This is a genomic window from Pseudomonas sp. SK, from assembly GCF_012975065.1.
GTDB classification, from domain to species: Bacteria; Pseudomonadota; Gammaproteobacteria; order Pseudomonadales; family Pseudomonadaceae; genus Aquipseudomonas; species Aquipseudomonas anuradhapurensis.
On sequence record NZ_CP051857.1, the window covers coordinates 1,132,637 to 1,151,450 of the forward strand.

Sequence of the window (18,814 nt, forward strand, 5' to 3'; positions counted from 1 at the left end):
CATGGCAACGCTCGAACTTCGCAATGTGAACAAGACCTACGGCAGCGGCTTGCCGGACACCCTCAAGGACATCCAGCTGTCGATCCAGGATGGCGAGTTCCTGATCCTGGTCGGCCCGTCGGGCTGCGGCAAGTCGACCTTGATGAACTGCATTGCCGGCCTGGAGCAGATCACCGGCGGGGCGATCCTCATCGACCAGCAGGATGTCAGTGGCATGAGCCCCAAGGATCGTGACATCGCCATGGTGTTCCAGTCCTACGCGCTGTACCCGACCATGAGCGTGCGCGAGAACATCGAGTTCGGCCTGAAGATCCGCAAGCTGCCCCAGGCTGCCATCGACGAGGAGGTGGCGCGGGTGGCCAAGCTGCTGCAGATCGAGCACCTGCTGGCGCGCAAGCCGGCGCAGCTGTCCGGCGGCCAGCAACAGCGCGTGGCCATGGGCCGGGCGCTGGCGCGGCGGCCGAAGATCTACCTGTTCGATGAACCGCTGTCCAACCTCGATGCCAAGCTGCGCGTCGAGATGCGCACCGAAATGAAGCTGATGCACCAGCGCCTGAAGACCACCACCGTGTACGTCACCCATGACCAGATCGAGGCCATGACCCTGGGCGACAAGGTGGCGGTGATGAAGGACGGCATCATCCAGCAGTTCGGCACCCCGCAACAGATCTACAACGACCCGGCCAACCAGTTTGTCGCCAGCTTCATCGGTTCGCCGCCGATGAACTTCATCCCGGTACGCCTGACCAAACAGGATGGCCGCCTGCTGGCGCTGCTGGACAGCGGCCAGGCGCGCTGCGAACTGCCTTTGGGCCTGGCTGCCGACGAACTCGAGGGGCGCGAGATCATTCTGGGCATCCGTCCCGAGCAGATCGCGCTGGGCACCGGGGAGGGCAATGGCTTGCCGGGCATCCGCGCCGAGGTGCAGGTGACCGAGCCTACCGGGCCGGACCTGCTGGTGTTCGTCACCCTCAACCAGACCAAGGTTTGCTGCCGCCTGGCGCCGGATGTGACGTGCCAGGTAGGTGACAACCTGAACCTGCAGTTCGACCCGGCCCGGGTGCTGCTGTTCGACGCCGACAGCGGCGAGCGCCTGCACCTGGCCAGCTCCGCCGCAGCAGTAAAGGACAACGTGGCTCACTTCAAGGGCCGTTGACTCGTCTACACCACCAATAAGAAAAAAGAGGACGCAAAGGGATGGAACAGCGCAAACGCATCAGGACATTGGGCTCGCTGGCCTTGCTTGCCATCGTTGGCAGCAGCGGGGCGCAGGCTGCCGAGGCCTTTTCCAGCGAATCGAAGTGGATGACCGGCGACTGGGGCGGCACCCGCACCGAACTGCTGGAAAAAGGTTACGACTTCACCCTGGATTATGTCGGTGAGGTAGCCGGCAACCTGCACGGCGGCTACAACGACGACAAGACCGCGCGCTACAGCGACCAGTTCGCGCTGGGCGCACACCTGGACCTGCAAAAAATCCTCGGCTGGCACGATGCCGAGTTCAAGCTGGCGATCACCGAGCGCAGTGGCCGCAACCTGTCCAACGACCGCATCAGCGACCCGCGCGCCGGGCAGTTCAGCTCGGTGCAGGAAGTGTGGGGCCGCGGCCAGACCTGGCGCCTGACCCAGATGTGGGTCAAGCAGAAGTACTTCGACGGTGCGCTGGACGTGAAGTTCGGCCGCTTCGGCGAAGGCGAGGACTTCAACAGCTTCCCTTGCGACTTCCAGAACCTGGCCTTCTGCGGCTCGCAAGTGGGCAACTGGGTCGGTGGCATCTGGTACAACTGGCCGGTGAGCCAGTGGGCACTGCGGGTCAAGTACAACATCACCCCGGAATTCTTCGTCCAGGTCGGTGCCTTCGAGCAGAACCCTTCCAACCTGGAAACCGGCAACGGCTTCAAGCTCAGCGGCAGCGGCACCAAGGGCGCGATACTGCCGGTGGAAGCGGTGTGGTCACCCAAGGTCAATGGCCTGCCTGGCGAGTACCGCCTGGGTTACTACTACAGCACGGCCAAGGCCGATGATGTATTCGACGATGTCAACGGCAACCCGCAGGCGTTGACTGGCGAAGCCTTCAAGTCACACTCCAGCAAGCACGGCTGGTGGGTCGTGGCGCAACAGCAAGTCACCGCCCATGCTGGCGATGTCAACCGTGGCCTGAGCCTGTTCGCCAACTTCACCGTCCACGACAAGGCCACCAACGTGGTCGACAACTACCAGCAGGTAGGCCTGGTCTACAAGGGCGCCTTCGACGCCCGGCCCAAGGACGATATCGGCTTCGGTGTGGCACGCATCCATGTGAATGACGACGTCAAGAAACGCGCCGAGCTGCTCAATGCCCAGAGCGGTATCGACGATTACGACAACCCCGGCTTCGTGCCGCTGCAACGCACCGAATACAACGCCGAGCTCTATTACGGCTTCCACGTCACCAACTGGCTGACCGTGCGGCCCAACCTGCAGTACATCAAGAGCCCCGGCGGGGTCGATGAGGTGGACAATGCGCTGGTCGCAGGCTTGAAGATTCAGTCGTCATTCTAAGGGCAATTGTTGTAAATTTACGCCAATCCAATTTCGGCTCCCGGCACCCACTGGCCTGCAGTGGGTGCCAGGGATAGGCCGAGACAGCGCTATCTCAAACAACAAGAGCCCTGAACATGCCCGAACATCCGCTCCATCGCTTCTTCACCTCGCAGCGGCCCCGGCCGACATTCGAGTGGGAGCGTTACCAGCAGCGCGATGTGCTGATCATCGACCACCCACGTTGCCAGGCGGTGTTCAGCCGCCAGGGCGCGCAACTGCTGCATTTTCAGCCGGCCGGCGAACGGCCCTGGCTGTGGTGTGCCGAGCAGTGGCCGCAGGTTGGGGCGATCCGCGGTGGCGTGCCGGTGTGCTGGCCCTGGTATGGCCGTCACCCCAGCGAAGACCTGTGGCCAGCCCATGGCTGGGCGCGCCTGCTGGACTGGAAGCTGGTCGACAGCCGCGAGGACGAGGAGGGCGTTACCCTGAAATGGCGGCTGGACCTGTGCGACTGGCAGGTCGACCTGCATGCCCGGCTGGGCAGCCGCATGGAGCTGAGCCTGAGCACCGAGCACCAGGACAGCGAACCCTGCCAGCTGAGCCATGCCCTGCTGGCCTACTGGTGTATCAGTGACGTGTCCGAGATAGCGCTGTCCGGGCTCGAGGACATCGAAGGCTATGACCGCCTCAACCGCCAGGCCTGCCGTGAGGATGGCGCGCTGAAGCTCAAGGGCGGCTGCCAGAAGGTCTACCCCGGCACGCCACGGGTGCAACTGCAGGACCCGGCCTGGCAGCGTGAGCTGTGCATCGACACCGGCGACAGTGACGACACCGTGGTCTGGCACCCGGGCAACCGCCCGCTGATGGGCGTGACTGGCCGCGAATGCCAGCGCTTCGTCTGCGTCGAGGCCGCCAGTGGCAGTGGTGAAGGCCTGAGCCTGGCGCCGGGGCAGCGGGCACACCTGCGTTTGCAGGCGCACCGGCTCAGTTGAGTTCGTCGTCCTCGATCGGGTAGCGGCTGGCGTTGAGGCTTTCCTTGATCTTGCGCAGGTGCGGCTGGAAGTCCACGCCACGGCGCAGGGTCATGCCGGTGGCCAGCACATCGAGCACGGTCAGCTGGATGATCCGCGAGGTCATTGGCATGTAGATGTCGGTGTCTTCCGGCAACGGAATATGCAGGCTCAGGCTGCAGGCATTGGCCAAAGGCGAACCGGCGGCCGTCAGGCCCAGCACCGAGGCGCCATTTTCCCGGGCAAGGCGCGCCACTTCGACCAGTTCGCGGGTGCGTCCGGTGTAGGAAATGATCACGAACAGGTCGCCGGTGTGGGCGACCGAGGCCAGCATGCGTTGCATCAGTACGTCGGCGTGGGCCGACACCGCCAGGTTGAAGCGGAAGAACTTGTGCTGGGCATCCAGCGCCACCGGGGCAGAGGCGCCGAGGCCGAAGAAGTGGATCTGCCGCGCCTGGATCATCATGTCCACAGCACGGCTGACCTGCTGCGGGTCGAGTTGCTGGCAGGCGCTGTCGAGCGAGGCGATGGCGCTGGCGAAGATCTTCTGGGTATAGGCGGCCGGATCATCGTCGGCCTCCACCGCGCGGCTGACATAGGCGGCGCCGCTGGCCAGGCTCTGCGCTAGCTGCAGCTTGAGTTCGGGGTAGCCGCTGACGCCGAACGAGCGGCAGAAGCGGTTGACGGTCGGCTCGCTGACCTTGGCCGCCTGGGCCAGCGCAGCGATGCTGAAACGGGTGGCTTGTTGCGGGTTGAGCAGGATGACTTCGGCGACTTTGCGTTCGGCCTTGTTCAGCTCGTCGAGGCGTCCCTGGATCTGTTCCAGGAGGTTTCGCACGCGGTCCATGGGTGTGTCCTTGGGTCGGGAAGACAGCCGGCTGTGGGAGCAGCAGGCTTTTTGCACGGTCGTCTATCGTACTGTCGGCGCGGTTGGCGTACCACTTGTCTGTAACACTTGTGTCGAATGTTGTGGTTTTTACTACATTATCCCTTGAAAACCGTATGTGAAAGCGGTATTCCTAGACCAACTTTAGGAAAGAACCAACATCATGGCTGCGATCAGTGTCGAACCTTGCACCTTTGCCCTGTTTGGCGCCCTCGGCGACCTGGCATTGCGCAAGCTGTTTCCTGCGCTTTATCAGCTCGACCGGGCCAACCTGTTGCACCCGGATACCCGCCTGCTGGCCCTGGCCCGCGAGGCCGGTACTGCGCAGGAACACCTGAACAGTATCGAAGCGCACCTGCGCCGGCATGTACCCGAGGCTGACATAGAGCCTGCAGCGCTGGGCCGCTTCCTTGCCCGGCTGAGCTACCAGCACCTCGACTTCCTCCAGCCCGAGGGCTATCAGGCCTTGGCCGAACAGGTGCAGGGCGAGCAGCCGCTGATCGCCTATTTCGCCACGGCGGCGGCGGTGTACGGCGCCATCTGCGAAAACCTCGACAAGGCCGGGTTGGCTGCGCGCACCCGGGTGGTGCTGGAGAAGCCCATTGGCCACGACCTGGAGTCGTCGCGCCGGGTCAACGACGCCGTGGCACGGTTCTTCCCCGAGAACCGGGTCTACCGCATCGACCACTATCTGGGCAAGGAGACGGTGCAGAACCTGATCGCCCTGCGCTTTGCCAACAGCCTGTTCGAAACCCAGTGGAACCAGAATTCCATCTCCCATGTGGAGATTACCGTTGCCGAGAAGGTCGGTATCGAAGGCCGCTGGGGCTATTTCGACAAGGCCGGCCAGCTGCGCGACATGATCCAGAACCACCTGCTGCAGCTGCTGTGCCTGATCGCCATGGACCCGCCTAGCGAACTGTCCGCCGATGCCATCCGTGACGAGAAGGTCAAGGTGCTCAAGGCCCTGGCACCGATCACTGGCGAAGGGCTGAGCACCCGTGTGGTGCGTGGCCAGTACATTGCCGGCTACAGCGATGGCAAGCCGGTGCCCGGTTACCTCGAAGAAGACAACGCCAACGCCCAGAGCGATACCGAAACCTTCGTCGCCCTGCGTGCCGACATCCGCAACTGGCGCTGGTCGGGCGTGCCGTTCTACCTGCGTACCGGCAAGCGCATGCCGCAGAAACTGTCGCAGATCGTCATTCATTTCAAGGAAACGCCGCACTACATCTTTGCCCCGGAGCAGCGTTTGCAAATCGGTAACAAGCTGATCATCCGCCTGCAACCGGACGAAGGCATTTCCTTGCGGGTGATGACCAAGGAGCAGGGCCTGGACAAGGGCATGCAACTGCGCAGCGGCCCGTTGCAGCTGAATTTTTCCGACACCTGGCGCAGCGCGAGGATTCCGGATGCCTACGAGCGGCTGTTGCTCGAGGTGATGCGCGGCAACCAGAACCTGTTCGTGCGCAAGGACGAAATCGAATATGCCTGGAAGTGGTGCGACCAGTTGATCGCCGGCTGGCGTAACGCGGGCGATGCACCGAAACCTTATGCGGCCGGTTCCTGGGGGCCGATGAGCTCGATTGCTCTGATCACACGCGACGGGAGGGCGTGGTATGGGGATATCTGAACTGAAACTGCCCGGCTCGGTGAACGTGCACGAGCTGGCCAACGCCAAGGCCCTGGCCGTGCGCCAGGCACATGACGTGGCTGTACGCCTGCGCGAGGCGATCGCCAGCAAGGGCCAGGCCTGCCTGGTGCTGTCGGGCGGTCGCAGCCCGGTACCGTTCCTCGAACAGCTGGCCAGCGAAGACCTCGACTGGGCCAGGGTCACCGTCAGCCTCGCCGATGAGCGTTGGGTGCCAGTGGAACACGCCGACAGCAACGCCGGTCTGCTGGCTCGCCACCTGCTCAAGGGCGCCGCGGCCAAGGCCCGTTTCGTTGGCTTGTACCAGCAGGCGCAGAACCTCGACGCCGCTGCTGTCAAGGCCGACCAGGCGCTGGCCGAGCTGCCGCCAATCGATGTGCTGGTGCTGGGCATGGGTGACGATGGCCATACCGCCTCGCTGTTCCCCGCCAGCCCCAACCTGGACGCCGCCCTCGACCTGGCCAACCCACGCCGCTGCCTGCCCTTGCTGGCACCGAGCGTACCGCGCCAGCGCCTGTCGATGACCCGCTCGCTGCTGGCCAGTGCCGCTTTCACCGCGCTGTCCGTGCAAGGGCAGGGCAAACTCGCTACCCTGCGCGCCGCGCTGGCTGGCACCGACCTTACGGAAATGCCGATTCGCGCTTTTCTTCACGCCCCCCTGGACATCTACTGGTGCCCATGAGCCAAGGATCCACAGTCATGACCACCCTCGAACGCCCACAGCCCAAGCTCTCGATGGCCGACAAAGCCGCACGGATCGATGCCATTTGCGAACAGGCGCGCATCCTGCCGGTGATCACCATCGCCCGCGAGGACGACATCCTGCCCTTGGCTGATGCCCTGGCCGCTGGCGGTATCCGTACCCTGGAAGTGACCTTGCGCTCCCAGCATGGCCTGAAGGCCATCCAGGTACTGCGCGAGCAGCGCCCGGAGCTTTGTGTCGGCGCCGGCACCGTGCTCGATCGCAGCATGTTCGCGGCGGTTGAAGCTGCAGGGGCGCAGTTCGTCGTTACCCCAGGCATCACCCAGGACATTCTCGAAGCGGGTGTAGACAGCGAGATTCCGCTGTTGCCAGGTATCAGCACGCCCTCCGAAATCATGATGGGCTACGCCCTGGGTTATCGCCGTTTCAAGCTGTTTCCGGCGGAAATTTGCGGCGGCGTTGCGGCGATCAAGGCCTTTGGCGGCCCGTTCGGCGACATTCGCTTCTGCCCGACCGGCGGGGTCAACCCGGCTAACGTGCGCAACTACATGGCGCTGCCGAATGTGATGTGCGTGGGCGGGACCTGGATGCTCGACAGCAGCTGGATCAAGAATGGCGACTGGGCGCGGATCGAGGCATGCAGTGCGGAGGCGATTGCGCTGCTGGACGCCAACTGAATTTGTTGTGTGCTTTACGGCTTATGGGGCGCTTGGTCAGCGCCCCTTTTTTTTTGCCTGGAATTCTTCTGCTGTCTGTACCGGCCCTTTCGCGGGCTTGCCCGCTCCCACAAGCTCAGGTGCCGTGCAGTACTTGTGGGAGCGGGCGAGCCCGCGAAAGGGCCGGCACGGGCCAACAAAAAAGCCCGCATCAAACGATGCGGGCTTTCTTGTTCATCGGGGTACGGCTCAGGCGGCCTTGGCTTCCTGCTGGCTCAGCGAGCGGTTCAGTGCGCTGAACAGCGCCTTGAAGCTGGCGGTGGTGATGTTTTCATCGATACCCACGCCATGCACCGGACGACCGCCGGCTACGCGCAGCTCGATGTAGGCGGCAGCCTTGGCATTGGTGCCTGCGCCAATCGCGTGTTCGTTGTAGTCCATGATCTCGACGGCAATCGGCAGGCCGGCCACCAGGGCTTCCAGCGCGCCGTTACCCTTGCCGCGCCAGTGCAGGGTGGTCTCGCCTTCGCCGGCGACTTCCACTTCCACGGCGCTGTGGCCGTTTTCTTCCTGCAGGCGGTGGCTGACCAGCGCGTACGGCGCGTTGGCCTGGAGGTATTCCTTGTGCAGCAGGTTGTAGATCTGCTGGGCAGTCATTTCCAGGCCCAGGCGGTCGGTTTCACCCTGCACCACCTGGCTGAACTCGATCTGCATGCGGCGCGGCAGGCTGATGCCGTATTCCTGCTCGAGCAGGTAGGTGATGCCGCCTTTGCCCGACTGGCTGTTGACGCGGATCACCGCTTCATAGCTGCGGCCGATGTCGGCAGGGTCGATCGGCAGGTACGGCACTTCCCACAGCTCGCCTTCCTGTTGCTTGGCGAAGCCCTTGCGGATGGCGTCCTGGTGCGAGCCGGAGAATGCGGTGTGGACCAGGTCGCCCACGTACGGATGACGCGGGTGCACCGGCAACTGGTTGCACTCTTCGACCACCTTGCGCACGCCATCGATGTCGGAGAAGTCCAGCAGCGGGTCGATGCCCTGGGTGTAGAGGTTCAACGCCAGGGTCACCAGGTCCACGTTGCCGGTACGTTCGCCGTTGCCGAACAGGCAGCCTTCGGCGCGGTCGGCACCGGCCATCAGGCCCAGCTCGGTGGCGGCGATGCCGGTGCCACGGTCGTTGTGGCAGTGCAGGCTGATGATCACGCTGTCGCGGCGGTTGATGTTGCGGCAGAACCACTCGATCTGGTCGGCGTACACGTTCGGCGTGGAGACCTCCACGGTGGCCGGCAGGTTGAGGATGATCTTGTGCTCGGGCGTGGGGTTCCATACCTCGATGACTGCGTCGCAGACTTCCTTGGCGAACTCCATTTCGGTGGCGCTGAAGGTTTCTGGCGAGTACTGGAAGGTCCACTGGGTTTCCGGCTGCTGCGCGGCGTATTTGACGAACAGCTTGGCCGCGTTCACCGCGATGTCCTTGACGCCTTGCTTGTCCTGGTTGAAGACGATGCGGCGGAACGACGGGCTGGTGGCGTTGTACAGGTGGACGATGGCCTTCTTCGCGCCGCGCAGCGACTCGAAGGTGCGGGCGATCAGGTCTTCACGGGCCTGGGTGAGCACCTGGATGGTGGTGTCGTCCGGGATGTGGCCGTCTTCGATCAGCGTGCGCACGAAGTCGAAATCGGTTTGCGAGGCAGACGGGAACGAGGCTTCGATTTCCTTCACGCCTACCTGCACCAGGGTCTTCCAGAAGCGCAGTTTCTTCTCCGAATCCATCGGCTCGATCAGCGACTGGTTGCCATCACGCAGGTCGGAGCTGCACCAGATCGGCGCGGCGGTGATGGTCTTCGACGGCCAGGTACGGTCAGGCAGGTCGATGGTCGGGAAAGCACGGTATTTCTTCGAAGGGTCTTTGAGCATGGTCATGGAAGCAATCCTTTTGTGTGCGGCCGAGATCGGGCCTGCCGAGCGATAACGAGATGAATAGGCGAGGCGACGCGATTCAGCCTGGTAGTCGGGCGCTGACCAGGCAGAGGCTGCGATGTTGTCGGAGCAGGATGAGGGTGCTGAAGGTTTTCATGCCTTCAACCCTAACCAGTGGGGTGGGGGATGGCAAGCATTCAAAAAAAATTGAGAGGAATGCTTAAAAAAAGCTGTTAGGCGAGATTTTATAGCTTGATTGAGCCGAGTGCTTATTTATTTTTGCGTGGTATTTTTCGATGGCGCAACACGGTTGAACTGATGTCGACTGTGTTTTCCTCTTCGCGGGCGCGCCCGCTCCCACAGGTACGATGCAGCCTCAAGACGCAGCGCAATGCCTGTGGGAGCGGGCATGCCCGCGAAGCAGACACCGCGGTCTCAGGGCTGGAATGCCCCAATGAAAATCGCCGGATCCACCCGCGCATCATTCAGGCTGACATTCCAGTGCATATGTGGCCCGGTAGCCCGCCCGGTCGAGCCCACCCGGCCGACCACGTCACCCCGGCGCAGTGGCTGGCCCACCTGCACGTCGATCTTGGACATGTGGCAGAACATGCTGATGAAGCCCTGCCCATGGTCGACGAACACCGTGCGGCCATTGAAGAAGTAATCGCCCACCAGGATCACCTTGCCATTGGCCGGGGTCTTGATCGGCGTGCCGGCCGGCACCGCGAAGTCCAGCCCGGCATGCGGGTTGCGTTCTTCGCCATTGAAGAAGCGCCGCACGCCGAACTTGCTCGACAGCGGGCCATTGACCGGTTTGTCGAGGATAAGGTTGCTCGGCAGCGCTGGACTGAAGCTGCGGTAGGCCGCGATCTGCTCGGCCAGTTCGCGGTCGATGCGTTTGAGGTCGGCCGGGTTCGGGTTGACCTGGCGGGTGTTCTTCAGGGTGATGCGCTGTTCGGGGTATTTCTTGCTGCCGACGGTAAACGGCAGGGTGCGGTCGCCCTGGCTCAGCAGCGCAGTACCCGGCTTCTGGGTCAGCGGGATACCGACGATGGCCAGCCAGTTGTCCTGCTCCTTCACCACCAGCACCGGCTTGCCGTCGAAGCGGGCGCTGGGCGCGCTGGCAGCGGGGCCGAGGTCGACCACCGCAACGCCGCCGGGTACCGGCTTGTTCAGCGTGCGGGTGATATAGCTGGCCTGGGCGCCGCCGGCCAGCAGCAGGAGGGAAAGGGCAAGCAGGGGCGCGAGCAGGCGAGGCATGTGTCAGTCCAGAAGTGAGAGGGTGACCGGGGTCAGGTGGTTGTCTTCGACCCGCACCAACAGCTCGCCTTCGTTCAGGCGCGCGGTCAGGCGCTGGCCATTGCGGGTTTGTCCGGCGCTGCGGATAGCCTGGCCCTGCTCGTCCAGCAGAATGCTGTAGCCGCGGGCAAGCGTGGCCAAGGGGCTGACCACCTGCAGCGTCTGCAGTTGGGCCTGGAAGCGCTGACGACGGTCCTTGAGCACCTCGCGCATGGCCCGTGGCAGGCGTTCGGCCAGGCTGTCCAGGCGCTGGCCCAGCAGTTTCAGGGTGCGACCGGGGTGCTGCGCAGCCAGGCGGGTATCCAGCCGTGCCAGGCGTTCGTGGCGCTTGTTGAGGCTGAGCATGAATGCCCGGCGCAGACGCATGTCCAGGTCATCCAGGCGCTGCGCCTGCTGGCGCAGGCGCTCGCCCGGGTGACGCAAGCGCCGGGTCAGCGATTCGAGGCGCAGGCGGTCGTGGCTCAGGCGGTTCTGCATGCGCAGCAACAGGCGCCGTTGCAGGCCATCCAGGCGTTGCTGCAGGCCGCTGTTGTCGGGTGCCAGCAGCTCGGCGGCGGCCGACGGCGTGGGGGCGCGCACGTCAGCGACGAAATCGCTGATCGAGACATCGGTTTCATGGCCCACGGCGCTGACGATCGGCGTGACGCAGGCCGCCACGGCGCGCGCCACGGCTTCTTCGTTGAAGCACCACAAGTCTTCCAGCGAGCCGCCGCCCCGGGCCAGGATCAGCGCATCGAAACCGAGGCTGTCGGCCAGGCGGATGGCGCGCACGATCTGGGCAATCGCTTCGCGACCCTGCACGGCGGTGGGGATCAGGTTCAGTTCCACTTGCGGGGCGCGGCGGCCGAACACGCTGATGATGTCGCGGATCACTGCGCCGGTGGGCGAGGTGATGATGCCGATGCGCTGCGGGTGGGCGGGCAGCGGTCGCTTGCGTTCGGCGCTGAACAGCCCTTCGGCGCCGAGCTTTTCCTTCAGCGCCTCGAAGGCCAGGCGCAAAGCGCCGTCACCGGCCGGCTCGACGGTATCGAGGATCAGTTGGTAATCGCCACGCCCCTCGAACAACGACACCTTGCCACGTACCCGCACCGCCAGGCCGTCGCGCAGGGCCTGGCGCACCCGCGTGGCGTTTTGCCGGAACAGCGCGCAGCGCACTTGCGCGCCGCTGTCCTTGAGGGTGAAGTACATGTGGCCGGACGCCGGGCGGGCGAGGTTGGAAATCTCGCCTTCCACCCACACGCTGCGGAACACGTCTTCCAGCAGCACGCGAGCGCGGCCGTTGAGTTGGCTGACGGTGAGGACCTCGCGGTCCAGGCCGAGTCGTTCGAAAGGGTCTCTGATCATGCCGGGCATCATAAAGGACATCGGCCCCGGTTGTCTGTCCCGGCCCTATCGCCGGCAAGCCGGCTCCTATCGCTATCGCGCTGGCTTGGGCGCCATGCTGTCGCTGTGGCGGCCGGCTTGCCGGCGATGGGGCCGTTCAGGCCTGCATCGCCGTCACGAACTGGCGCACCAGCGGCCCTGCATCACGCCGACAGGCCAGCGCCACGGTACTCTCACATTCCCCCGCCAGCGTCACGAAGCTGACCGAAGCCGGTGCAATCTCACGCATGCATTCCGGCAACAACGCCACGCCGAAGCCCGCCTGTATCAACTGCAACTGCGTGGTCTTGCGCGACAGCACCTGCGCCGCCTGCGGAAAGAAACCTGCCGCCATGCACAACGAGGCCGCCAGGTAGCTCAGCCCGCCACGGTCCCGATGCGGGATGGAAATGAAGCGCTCCTCGCGCAACTGCTCCAACTGCACCTGTACCGCGCTGGCCAGGGGATGCCCGGCGGCGACCGCCAGCAGCAGGGGCTCACTGAACAGTTCCTGCAGCATTACCCCTTCATGCTGGCGCAGTACTGGCAAGCGCAGCAGGCCGACATCCAGCCGCCCCGCGGCGATATCCTCCAGCTGCGCCTCCGACGATTGCTGGGCGATCTCCAGCGAAATGCCCGGGTTGCCGCTCAGGTAGCTGCCCAGGCGAGCCAGCAGCAGGCCGCTCAGCGGCACCGTACTGGAGTGGTTCAGGCGCAGGCTGCCTTGCCGCCCCTCGCCAATGTCGCGGGTTACCCGCTCGGCCTGCGCCAGTTCCGCCAGCAGCCGGCGCGCCCGCTCCAGGAAAACCTGGCCAGCCAATGTCAGGCGCGGCAGACGTGCCGTGCGCTCGAACAGCGGAGTGGCCAATTGCTGTTCCAGCTCCTTGATTTGCCGGCTCAGTGCCGACTGGGCGATGTACAACCGCTCGGCCGCGGCACTGAAGCTGCCGCATTCGGCGATTTCCACGAAGTAACGCAACTGGCGGATCGACGTCATGTCATGCCTTTTCGAGATGGGTGTGGCAACAAAGGCATATTAGTGGCATGGCTCGTCGCTGGCTAACCTTTGCCTGTATTCCTCGGAACCGCTGCCATGCTCGCTCAATTGTCGTTTTCCGGCCTCGACTGGCTACCCGTCCTGTTGGGTGTAGGCGCCGCCTACATCGTGTTCGGCATTGCCGGGTTCGGCACCGCGCTGGTGGCCGGGCCGATCCTCATCCACTTCATGCCGTTGTCGCGGATCATCCCGTTGCTGGTGCTGCTCGACTTCGTCGCCGCCTTCGGCAACCTGCTGCCCTCGCGCCGCGACGTGGTGCGCGGCGAGCTGCTGCGGTTGCTGCCGTTCATGGCCATCGGTTGCACGCTGGGCGTGGTGTTCCTGTTGCAGCTGAAGTCCGACCTGCTACTGCTGCTGATGGGGCTGTTCGTGACCGCCTATGTCCTGTACGGGCTGGCGGTGAAGGTGCGGCCGGCGAGCCTGTCCGGTGTGTGGGCGGCACCGATGGGCACGGCGGGCGGAATGTTCGGCGCCTTGTTCGGCAGCGGCGGCTTCCTTTACGCGCTGTACCTGAGTGCGCGGCTGGAGGCAAAGGAACAGGTCCGCGCCACCCAGAGCGCGTTGATCAGCTGCAGTACGCTGGTGCGCCTGACGCTGTTCCTGGTCGCCGGCGTGTATGCCGACCAGAGCCTGCTGCTACTCGCCGCCTGCCTGCTGCCGGTGATGGGCGCCGGGCTCTGGGCCGGGCGCAGGCTGACCCACCGCCTGTCCCGTGAAGCCTTCGTGCGCCTGGTCACCTGGCTGGTGCTGGCCAGCGGCCTGGCGCTGATCGGTCGCTACCTGAGTACCTGAGCAGGCGGTAGAATTGCAGCACAACCGCAGTTTTCAGGCTTGCCCCGTTCATGAACACCCAGAGCATCATCGTTCCCAAACTGTCCACGGTCCCGGTGCACGAAGCCCGGGCTCGCGCCATCCTGCGCTGGCTGGTGCGCGAAAAGATCGTCGAGGAGCAACTGACCACCTGTGGTCGCACCGGCAACCGCATGGGCCATGCCTTGGCCGAAGGTGCCCGCAAAGTGGCCCTGCACCCGGAAAGGCTGCCCTTCGGCGAGCCGGTCAACGGCCTGGAAGTGATGCTCAAGCGCTGCATCTATACGCCCACCGAAGGTTTCCTCGAAGAAGCCGGTTGCCCGGAATGCCGGCGCGAGGTGGGCGAGCCGCTGTTCGAAAGCCTGGAGGAATGGATGCCGGCGGTGAGCGACAACTTCACCTGCCCGCTGTGCGGCTTCGAAGACGACATCAACGGCTTCATTTTTCTGCAGCCATGTGCCTTTTCCAACCTGGGGTTCATCTTCAACAACTGGGGCGAGGCCGGGTTCACACCGGCCTTTCTCGACAGCTTCGCCGACTGGCTCGACCAGTCGGTGGCGGTGGTACAGGTAAGACTGCCACAAGGCTGACCGAAGGCCCTTATTTTGCATTGAGCGGCGCGCCGTGCATGAGTATAATGGCGCGCTTCCATTTTTCCCGCCCGGGAGCCCCCGCGATGCTGCGTATCAGCCAAGAAGCCCTGACCTTCGACGATATCCTCCTTGTACCTGGCTATTCCGAGGTACTGCCCAATGAAGTCAGTCTCAAGACCCGTTTGACCCGTGGCATCGAGCTGAACATTCCGCTGGTTTCCGCCGCCATGGATACCGTGACCGAAGCGCGCCTGGCCATTGCCATGGCCCAGGAAGGCGGTATCGGCATCATCCACAAGAACATGACCATCGAACAGCAGGCCAGCGAAGTCCGCAAGGTCAAGAAGTTCGAGGCTGGCGTGGTCAAGGACCCGATCACCATCGACGCCGACGCCACCGTGCGCGACCTGTTCGACCTGACCCGCCTGAACAACATCTCTGGTGTTCCGGTGCTGGCCAATGGCGACCTGGTCGGTATCGTCACCTCCCGTGACGTGCGCTTCGAAAGCCGCCTGGACGCCAAGGTGCGCGACGTGATGACCCCGAAAGAGCGTCTGGTCACTGTCCGCGAAGGCGCCGACAAGAACGAAGTCCGCGAGCTGCTGCACAAGCACCGCCTGGAAAAAGTCCTGATCGTCGATGACAAGTTCAACCTCAAGGGCATGATGACCGTCAAGGACATCGAAAAGGCCAAGGCCTACCCGCTGGCCAGCAAGGATGACCAGGGTCGCCTGCGCGTCGGCGCCGCCGTCGGTACCGGCAAGGACACCGGCGAGCGCGTTGCCGCCCTGGTTGCCGCTGGCGTTGACGTGGTGGTTGTCGACACCGCCCACGGTCACTCCAAAGGCGTTATCGACCGCGTTCGCTGGGTGAAGGAGAACTACCCGCAAGTGCAGGTGATCGGCGGCAACATCGCCACTGGCGCTGCGGCCAAGGCCCTGGCCGAAGCCGGCGCCGATGCCGTCAAGGTCGGTATCGGCCCAGGCTCGATCTGCACCACCCGTATCGTTGCCGGTGTCGGCGTGCCGCAAATCAGCGCCATCGCCAACGTTGCCGCAGCACTGGAAGGCACTGGCGTGCCGCTGATCGCCGATGGCGGCATCCGTTTCTCCGGTGACCTGTCCAAGGCCATCGTCGCCGGTGCTTCCTGCGTGATGATGGGCTCGATGTTCGCCGGTACCGAAGAGGCCCCGGGTGAGGTCGAACTGTTCCAGGGCCGTTCCTACAAGGCCTATCGCGGCATGGGCTCGCTGGGTGCCATGGCACAGGCGCAAGGCTCGTCCGACCGCTACTTCCAGGACTCCTCGGCCGGTGCCGAGAAGCTGGTACCGGAAGGCATCGAAGGCCGCGTTCCCTACAAGGGCGCGCTGGCAGCGATCATCCACCAGCTGATGGGCGGCCTGCGTTCGTCCATGGGCTACACCGGCAGCGCGACCATCGAAGAGATGCGTACCAAGCCGGAGTTCGTGCGCATCACCGGTGCCGGCATGGCCGAGTCCCACGTGCATGACGTGCAGATCACCAAAGAAGCCCCTAACTACCGCGTAGGCTGAGGCTTCCGGCAATACCTGTTAGCGGGGCTGTCACGACAGCCCCGCGTCGTTTCCGATTTCCACTGACGAGATTGAGTCATGGCCCTCGACATTCACGCTCACCGCATCCTGATCCTCGATTTCGGTTCCCAGTACACCCAGCTGATCGCCCGCCGCGTGCGCGAGATCGGCGTGTACTGCGAACTGCACCCGTTCGACATGGACGATGAAGCGATCCGTGCATTCAACCCGCGCGGCATCATCCTCGCCGGCGGCCCCGAGTCGGTCCACGAAGCCAACAGCCCACGTGCCCCGCAGGCGGTGTTCGACCTCAACGTCCCGGTGCTGGGCATCTGCTACGGCATGCAGACCATGGCCGAGCAGATGGGCGGCAAGGTCGAAGGTTCCGACCTGCGTGAATTCGGTTATGCCCGCGTGGACGTGGTCGGCAAGAGCCGCCTGCTCGATGGCATCGAGGACCACATCGACGCCGACGGCCTGCTGGGCCTGGACGTGTGGATGAGCCACGGCGACAAGGTCACCCAGATGCCGAGCAACTTCCACGTGCTGGCCAGCACCCCGAGCTGCCCGATCGCCGGCATGTTCGACGACGCGCGTGGCTACTACGGCGTGCAGTTCCACCCGGAAGTGACCCACACCAAGCAGGGCGGTCGCATCCTGTCCCGTTTCGTGCAGGACATCTGCGGCTGCGAAGCCCTGTGGACGCCTTCCAACATCGTTGAAGACGCCATCGCCCAGGTCCGTGAGCAAGTTGGTTCGGCCAACGTCCTGCTGGGCCTGTCCGGCGGTGTCGACAGCTCGGTGGTTGCCGCGCTGCTGCACCGTGCCATCGGCGACCAGCTGACCTGCGTATTCGTCGACAACGGCCTGCTGCGCCTGCACGAAGGCGACCAGGTGATGGCCATGTTCAAGGAGAACATGGGCGTCAAGGTGATCCGCGCCGACGCTGAAAAGCAGTTCCTCGACAACCTGGCCGGCGAAGCCGACCCGGAGAAGAAGCGCAAGATCATCGGCCGCACCTTCATCGACGTGTTCGACGCTGAAGCCAGCAAGCTGGAAAACATCCAGTTCCTGGCCCAGGGCACCATCTACCCGGACGTGATCGAGTCGGCTGGCGCCAAGAGCGGCAAGGCCCACGTGATCAAGTCGCACCACAACGTGGGTGGCCTGCCGGAGGAAATGAACCTCAAGCTGGTCGAGCCGCTGCGTGAACTGTTCAAGGACGAAGTGCGCAAGATCGGCCTGGAGCTGGGCCTGCCGTACGACATGGTCTACCGCCACCCGTTCCCGGGCCCGGGCCTGGGCGTGCGTATCCTCGGTGAAGTGAAGAAGGAATACGCCGACATCCTGCGTCGCGCTGACCACATCTTCATTGAAGAGCTGCGCAAGGCCGACTGGTACCACAAGACCAGCCAGGCCTTCGTGGTGTTCCAGCCGGTCAAGTCGGTGGGTGTCGTCGGCGATGGCCGTCGCTATGCCTGGGTCGTGGCCCTGCGTGCCGTCGAAACCGTGGACTTCATGACCGCGCGCTGGGCGCACCTGCCATACGAGCTGCTGGAAACCGTCAGCGGCCGTATCATCAACGAAATCGACGGTATCTCGCGCGTGACCTACGACGTGTCGAGCAAGCCGCCGGCGACCATCGAGTGGGAATGATCCCGCCTCGCGGTTGAACGAAACGGGCCTGCATTGCAGGCCCGTTTTGTTTTATCCGGCAAACCTACTCGGCCCCGGGCGGATGCCCGAAATACGCCTTGTAGGCATGGCAGAAGTTAGCCGGGTTGGCGTAGCCGACGTGATAGGCAATTTGCGAAACCTGCCAGCGACGTTCCAGCAGCAGGGCACGGGCCAGTTCCAGGCGCTGTTGCCGCACGTATTGCAGGATCGAGCGGCCAAATTCCTGGCTGAATGCGCGGCGCAAGGTGGTCTCGCTCACGCCCAGCTGGCGGGCCAGGGTTGCAGCCGTCGGTGCGGCGCTCAGGTTGGCATCGAGCTGGCGGCGCGCTTCGATGGCCAGGTCGCGCCAACCCCGGTCCCGGGTTTTTCCGCTGAACCGGTGGCCGATGAGCTGGTTGGCCAGCTCCAGCACGATGGCCAGGCTCAGGCTTTCGCAATGCAGGCGCCGGAGCCCGCCTGTGTAGGGCGACAGGTACAGCTGCTGGAACAGGCGGCTGATCGTTGGCCACTGCGGCAACTGGTCGAAGCGCATGCCATCCGCGGACAGCGCCAGCAATGGCTTGAGCTGCAGGTCGTCGCGGACCAGTTCGACCAGGTAATCACCAGCAAGACGGACCCCGGCCATGCGGGCGTGGCTGTTGGCGGGTAACTGGTCCTGCGCTTCCAGGCTTTCACCCAGGCCCAGCATGTGCAACCGGCCAGGGGCATAGCTGTTGAGTTGGCCGTCGATCCTGTGCTGCCACGCGCCGTCGAAAACCTGCACGAAACACAGGCTTTGTGGCAGCACCTTGTCGATCCTCAGCGGCTCGGGGAACTGCAGGTTGCAGTCGAAGTACTGCAACCCACCGTGCACCGTCTGCGCCTGGTAATGGCCGGTCGCGCTGCCCATCACCCGCGCGCTGCGCGCATCCAGCACCCCGGCCTCGGCAAGTGAGCCGGGGCTGTCGAAGGAAAAGGCGGTGTCGAGGTAAGGGCTGTTCGATCGCATGTGCGCTTCGCATCCTTGGCTGAGGGCGGCATGGCCGCAAATGGTAACGCGTGCACATATTCAGCGACAGCCATTGTGCGCAAGGCGTTGTCTGTTGTGCGAACCGGTCAGCGGGGTTGGCAGCGC

The 18,814-nt window shown here is 64.1% G+C and carries 16 protein-coding genes; 10 read left to right on the forward strand and 6 right to left on the reverse strand.

The window, feature by feature from the left end; genetic code table 11:
- The first annotated feature begins 1 nt into the window (after position 1).
- The 3 genes from HG549_RS05215 to HG549_RS05225 all read left to right on the forward strand — a co-directional run bounded on the left by HG549_RS05215 (position 2) and on the right by HG549_RS05225 (position 3,512).
- Positions 2-1,156, forward strand: a complete 1,155-nt coding sequence (locus HG549_RS05215) for an ABC transporter ATP-binding protein (protein ID WP_170028459.1) — start codon at positions 2-4, stop codon at positions 1,154-1,156.
- Positions 1,157-1,197: 41 nt separating this feature from the next.
- Positions 1,198-2,541: a carbohydrate porin gene (locus HG549_RS05220; RefSeq protein WP_170028460.1), complete on the forward strand. Its 1,344-nt coding sequence runs from the start codon at positions 1,198-1,200 to the stop codon at positions 2,539-2,541.
- Positions 2,542-2,657: 116 nt separating this feature from the next.
- Entirely contained in the window at positions 2,658-3,512 is an 855-nt protein-coding gene (locus HG549_RS05225) for a D-hexose-6-phosphate mutarotase (RefSeq protein ID WP_170028461.1), read from the forward strand.
- Here the strand turns inward: HG549_RS05225 and hexR are convergent.
- On the reverse strand, positions 3,505-4,368 hold the full coding sequence (gene hexR / locus HG549_RS05230; protein WP_169774905.1) for a DNA-binding transcriptional regulator HexR: 864 nt from the start codon (positions 4,366-4,368) through the stop codon (positions 3,505-3,507). The genes HG549_RS05225 and hexR overlap by 8 nt on opposite strands.
- A 211-nt stretch (positions 4,369-4,579) precedes the next feature.
- On the opposite strand from hexR, the gene zwf reads away from it, so the two are divergent.
- Genes zwf through HG549_RS05245 form a run of 3 tightly spaced genes read left to right on the forward strand, consistent with a single transcriptional unit; the run spans position 4,580 to position 7,447 of the window.
- On the forward strand, positions 4,580-6,049 hold the full coding sequence (gene zwf, locus HG549_RS05235; protein WP_170028462.1) for a glucose-6-phosphate dehydrogenase: 1,470 nt from the start codon (positions 4,580-4,582) through the stop codon (positions 6,047-6,049).
- Positions 6,036-6,749 (forward strand): 6-phosphogluconolactonase, encoded by a 714-nt coding sequence (pgl, locus tag HG549_RS05240; RefSeq protein WP_170028463.1) that lies wholly within the window; start codon positions 6,036-6,038, stop codon positions 6,747-6,749. The genes zwf and pgl overlap by 14 nt, the downstream gene beginning before the upstream one ends.
- Positions 6,750-6,766: 17 nt before the next feature.
- On the forward strand, positions 6,767-7,447 hold the full coding sequence (locus HG549_RS05245; protein WP_170028464.1) for a bifunctional 4-hydroxy-2-oxoglutarate aldolase/2-dehydro-3-deoxy-phosphogluconate aldolase: 681 nt from the start codon (positions 6,767-6,769) through the stop codon (positions 7,445-7,447).
- 228 nt (positions 7,448-7,675) lie between these two features.
- On the opposite strand, the gene leuA is transcribed toward HG549_RS05245, so the two are convergent.
- From leuA to HG549_RS05265, 4 genes are all read right to left on the reverse strand, one after another.
- The gene (gene leuA, locus HG549_RS05250; RefSeq protein ID WP_170028465.1) at positions 7,676-9,349 is read right to left on the reverse strand and encodes a 2-isopropylmalate synthase; all 1,674 of its coding nucleotides are present in this window, start codon (positions 9,347-9,349) and stop codon (positions 7,676-7,678) included.
- A 432-nt stretch (positions 9,350-9,781) separates the two neighbouring features.
- Positions 9,782-10,609, reverse strand: coding sequence for a M23 family metallopeptidase (locus HG549_RS05255; protein ID WP_170028466.1), 828 nt, complete (start codon positions 10,607-10,609; stop codon positions 9,782-9,784).
- A gap of 3 nt (positions 10,610-10,612) precedes the next feature.
- On the reverse strand, positions 10,613-11,992 hold the full coding sequence (gene xseA / locus HG549_RS05260) for an exodeoxyribonuclease VII large subunit (protein ID WP_170028467.1): 1,380 nt from the start codon (positions 11,990-11,992) through the stop codon (positions 10,613-10,615).
- Between the two features lie 136 nt (positions 11,993-12,128).
- The gene (locus HG549_RS05265) at positions 12,129-13,007 is read right to left on the reverse strand and encodes a LysR family transcriptional regulator (RefSeq protein ID WP_170028468.1); all 879 of its coding nucleotides are present in this window, start codon (positions 13,005-13,007) and stop codon (positions 12,129-12,131) included.
- Between the two features lie 96 nt (positions 13,008-13,103).
- On the opposite strand from HG549_RS05265, the gene HG549_RS05270 reads away from it, so the two are divergent.
- From HG549_RS05270 to guaA, 4 genes are all read left to right on the forward strand, one after another.
- Positions 13,104-13,859 (forward strand): sulfite exporter TauE/SafE family protein, encoded by a 756-nt coding sequence (locus HG549_RS05270; protein ID WP_170028469.1) that lies wholly within the window; start codon positions 13,104-13,106, stop codon positions 13,857-13,859.
- Positions 13,860-13,909: 50 nt separating this feature from the next.
- Positions 13,910-14,467 carry a sugar ABC transporter ATPase gene (locus HG549_RS05275; RefSeq protein WP_170028470.1) on the forward strand — a complete coding sequence of 186 codons (558 nt, stop codon included), beginning with the start codon at positions 13,910-13,912 and terminating at the stop codon, positions 14,465-14,467.
- 86 nt (positions 14,468-14,553) lie between these two features.
- A complete protein-coding gene (gene guaB / locus HG549_RS05280; protein ID WP_085624113.1) occupies positions 14,554-16,023 on the forward strand; it encodes an IMP dehydrogenase in 1,470 nt (489 codons plus the stop codon).
- A gap of 78 nt (positions 16,024-16,101) precedes the next feature.
- The gene (guaA, locus tag HG549_RS05285) at positions 16,102-17,679 is read left to right on the forward strand and encodes a glutamine-hydrolyzing GMP synthase (protein ID WP_170028471.1); all 1,578 of its coding nucleotides are present in this window, start codon (positions 16,102-16,104) and stop codon (positions 17,677-17,679) included.
- Between the two features lie 64 nt (positions 17,680-17,743).
- Here the strand turns inward: guaA and HG549_RS05290 are convergent, their stop codons facing one another.
- Complete coding sequence (locus HG549_RS05290; protein ID WP_170028472.1) at positions 17,744-18,688, reverse strand: AraC family transcriptional regulator; 945 nt, start codon at positions 18,686-18,688, stop codon at positions 17,744-17,746.
- Positions 18,689-18,814: the final 126 nt, after the last annotated feature.

What these genes read in the sequence shown, in the direction of transcription:
- zwf (WP_170028462.1), top strand. Translation starts at nt 4,580, where the DNA reads ATGGCTGCGATCAGTGTCGAACCTTGCACCTTTGCCCTGTTTGGCGCC.
- HG549_RS05270 (WP_170028469.1), top strand. Translation starts at nt 13,104, where the DNA reads ATGCTCGCTCAATTGTCGTTTTCCGGCCTCGACTGGCTACCCGTCCTG.
- HG549_RS05290 (WP_170028472.1), bottom strand. Translation starts at nt 18,688, where the DNA reads ATGCGATCGAACAGCCCTTACCTCGACACCGCCTTTTCCTTCGACAGC.
- HG549_RS05220 (WP_170028460.1), top strand. Translation starts at nt 1,198, where the DNA reads ATGGAACAGCGCAAACGCATCAGGACATTGGGCTCGCTGGCCTTGCTT.
- HG549_RS05265 (WP_170028468.1), bottom strand. Translation starts at nt 13,007, where the DNA reads ATGACGTCGATCCGCCAGTTGCGTTACTTCGTGGAAATCGCCGAATGC.
- HG549_RS05255 (WP_170028466.1), bottom strand. Translation starts at nt 10,609, where the DNA reads ATGCCTCGCCTGCTCGCGCCCCTGCTTGCCCTTTCCCTCCTGCTGCTG.
- xseA (WP_170028467.1), bottom strand. Translation starts at nt 11,992, where the DNA reads ATGATCAGAGACCCTTTCGAACGACTCGGCCTGGACCGCGAGGTCCTC.
- leuA (WP_170028465.1), bottom strand. Translation starts at nt 9,349, where the DNA reads ATGACCATGCTCAAAGACCCTTCGAAGAAATACCGTGCTTTCCCGACC.
- HG549_RS05275 (WP_170028470.1), top strand. Translation starts at nt 13,910, where the DNA reads ATGAACACCCAGAGCATCATCGTTCCCAAACTGTCCACGGTCCCGGTG.
- guaA (WP_170028471.1), top strand. Translation starts at nt 16,102, where the DNA reads ATGGCCCTCGACATTCACGCTCACCGCATCCTGATCCTCGATTTCGGT.
- HG549_RS05225 (WP_170028461.1), top strand. Translation starts at nt 2,658, where the DNA reads ATGCCCGAACATCCGCTCCATCGCTTCTTCACCTCGCAGCGGCCCCGG.
- HG549_RS05215 (WP_170028459.1), top strand. Translation starts at nt 2, where the DNA reads ATGGCAACGCTCGAACTTCGCAATGTGAACAAGACCTACGGCAGCGGC.
- pgl (WP_170028463.1), top strand. Translation starts at nt 6,036, where the DNA reads ATGGGGATATCTGAACTGAAACTGCCCGGCTCGGTGAACGTGCACGAG.
- guaB (WP_085624113.1), top strand. Translation starts at nt 14,554, where the DNA reads ATGCTGCGTATCAGCCAAGAAGCCCTGACCTTCGACGATATCCTCCTT.
- HG549_RS05245 (WP_170028464.1), top strand. Translation starts at nt 6,767, where the DNA reads ATGACCACCCTCGAACGCCCACAGCCCAAGCTCTCGATGGCCGACAAA.